We start from the raw sequence: 1,095 nt of genomic DNA on the forward strand, positions 1-1,095 counted from the left end.
GACGGTGCGGTGCGCTTCCGCAGGGTGAACGTCGCTCACTGACGGTAGAGCCACAATTTGGGACCGCGCAAGTCATTGCGTAATCTGCTCCACGAACGAGTCAAGGAGGAAGTCGTGGCCCGCAGAACCAAGGTGACTGCTCGTCAGGCCCGACTGGGGACTGAGCTGCGCAAGCTCCGTGAAGCCGCTGGACTGAAGGGCCGGGAGGCCGCCGCGCTCCTCGGCACGGACTCTGCGCAGATGAGCCAGATCGAGTTCGGGACCGCGGGCGTCAGCGAGGCACGCGTGAGACGGCTGGCGGCGCACTACTCGTGCACGGACACCGATCTGATCGAAGCGCTGGTGGCCATGGCCACGGACCGGACGCGTGGCTGGTGGGAGGACTACCAGGGCAAGTTGCCCACGCCGCCCTTCCTAGACATCGCCGAGTTGGAGCATCACGCGGCATACCGACTCGACATGGAGTTTCTGAACATCCCCGGCCTCCTCCAGACTGAGGACTACGCCCGAGCGGTGTTCTCGTATCGGGTCCCTGAACTACCGGCGAATGACACCGATTTGCGTGTGGAGCACCGCATGCGGCGGCGGGCCGTCATCGAGGGCCCTGCCGCGATTCCCTACGAGGCAGTTATCCACGAGGCCGCACTTCGCATCCGTGTCGGCGACCGTGCCACCGCACGCGCCCAGCTCTCTCACGTCCTGGAACTGTCGCAAGCGGACAGCGTCACCGTGCGCGTCATTCCTTTCGACCTGGACGGCTTCGGAGGCGCGTGGAGCACGATGATGTATGCGGGTGGTGCTGTCGTCAAGCTGGACACGGTTGTGCGTGATGTCACCGCCAATGGCACAGCCTTCGTGGACTCCGAGGCTCAACTCGGTGCATTTCGAACGCTCTTCCGTAAGATCGAAGGAGTTTCACTCGAACCCGACCGTTCGAGGGACTTCATCCACCGACTTGCGAAGGAACTGTGAGGCAACCCATGACCGCTCCCGACAACTGGCAGAAGTCATCCTTCTCCGGCGGCGGGGACGGCTCCAACTGCCTAGAACTAACCTCCACCCCCACCACCCTCCACCTCCGCGAGAGCGACACCC

The 1,095-nt window shown here is 63.8% G+C and carries 2 protein-coding genes; both read left to right on the top strand.

Annotation, left to right across the window (positions count from 1 at the left end; all coding sequences use genetic code 11):
* The first annotated feature begins 114 nt into the window (after nucleotides 1–114).
* Nucleotides 115–972, top strand: a complete 858-nt coding sequence (locus BZL64_RS34075) for a helix-turn-helix domain-containing protein (protein WP_086772953.1) — start codon at nucleotides 115–117, stop codon at nucleotides 970–972.
* Between the two features lie 8 nt (nucleotides 973–980).
* The coding region (locus BZL64_RS34080; RefSeq protein ID WP_143663385.1) for a DUF397 domain-containing protein at nucleotides 981–1,095 on the top strand (115 nt) is incomplete at its 3' end.

It is taken from the genome of Streptomyces bobili (assembly GCF_002154575.1).
In the GTDB taxonomy this organism is placed as follows: domain Bacteria; phylum Actinomycetota; class Actinomycetes; order Streptomycetales; family Streptomycetaceae; genus Streptomyces; species Streptomyces bobili.